We start from the raw sequence: 942 nt of genomic DNA, 5'->3' as shown, positions 1-942 counted from the left end.
CGCATAACGGGCTAATAAAGCTTGGCTAAAATTGGTGAGGCACGAACCAAGCCAAGCTTTATTAGTCCATGCGTTGATGCGTTTGTTATGTGTTAAAACTTAACTAGAATAAACTAATCAGAATGGCAACGGATACAGCAGCCTGTATGATTGCCCCCAATGTATTGGAAGTATTATGTTTGATACAAATCTCTTTTTCTTCTTTGTACTCTTTACTAGATGAGTTTTCAATTTTTATCTCTTTGATACATTGGAGTTGGCGTTCGTTTAACTCCGCAGGTGGTTTATCAATTTCCACAGAAGAGTTAGTTGCACACGAAGTACAAAGTAAGACACACAATAAAAAGACAATTCTCATATAAAGCAGAACCTCAGAAACACATAACGCTTAGCTAACAGGCAAAATTAAATAAGCTAAAATCGAGCGAAGCGACGAGCTTATTTAATTTTGTCCTAGTTTAGCGCCTTGTTATGTTCTTTACGCACAAGAAATACGCCCATGCGATTAATATGATTTGCAATGGTGCTCGTATCAACAAATAAACAGCTCCCCATTGATGACCACCTAGCCCAACACTATTTAAGGCAGCGTATACATTTGCAGGAAAAAACAATACAAAAATGAGAATACCAAGTTTTGCTGCAATGCGTTGGAATTTAGGCATGAAAAGAGCAATGCCAACCATTAATTCGAGGGCACCTGTAAAATAGATTAATGAAACTTTGAAAGGCACCCAGGAAGGAAGCATTTCAACCATTCCATCTGTTCTTACGATGTGACCTATAAAGAAAAAAATAAATGCCATCCCTAAACCCCAACAAGCATACTTGTTAATATCAACAGATACCTTCATGAATTTAGAGTAAGCAAAGGCCATACCCAGCGGAGAAGAAAGAATTAAAAGAATTATTATTGGTGTTACCATGGTTCCATCCTAAGAA

General features: G+C 37.3%; 2 protein-coding genes. One reads left to right on the top strand and one right to left on the bottom strand.

The window, feature by feature from the left end; translation table 11 throughout:
• Positions 1 to 122: 122 nt before the first annotated feature.
• Positions 123 to 362, top strand: a complete 240-nt coding sequence (locus tag ACGHEH_RS21620) for a hypothetical protein (RefSeq protein WP_390449825.1) — start codon at positions 123 to 125, stop codon at positions 360 to 362.
• A gap of 96 nt (positions 363 to 458) precedes the next feature.
• Here the strand turns inward: ACGHEH_RS21620 and ACGHEH_RS21615 are convergent, their stop codons facing one another.
• Positions 459 to 926 carry a hypothetical protein gene (locus ACGHEH_RS21615; RefSeq protein ID WP_349287865.1) on the bottom strand — a complete coding sequence of 156 codons (468 nt, stop codon included), beginning with the start codon at positions 924 to 926 and terminating at the stop codon, positions 459 to 461.
• Positions 927 to 942 lie beyond the last annotated feature (16 nt).

Origin of the sequence: Pseudoalteromonas sp. MTN2-4 (assembly GCF_042848605.1) — a bacterium.
In the GTDB taxonomy this organism is placed as follows: domain Bacteria; phylum Pseudomonadota; class Gammaproteobacteria; order Enterobacterales; family Alteromonadaceae; genus Pseudoalteromonas.
This window is presented reverse-complemented; position numbering and strand designations above follow the sequence as displayed.

What these genes read in the sequence shown, in the direction of transcription:
- ACGHEH_RS21620 (WP_390449825.1), top strand. Translation starts at nt 123, where the DNA reads ATGGCAACGGATACAGCAGCCTGTATGATTGCCCCCAATGTATTGGAA.
- ACGHEH_RS21615 (WP_349287865.1), bottom strand. Translation starts at nt 926, where the DNA reads ATGGTAACACCAATAATAATTCTTTTAATTCTTTCTTCTCCGCTGGGT.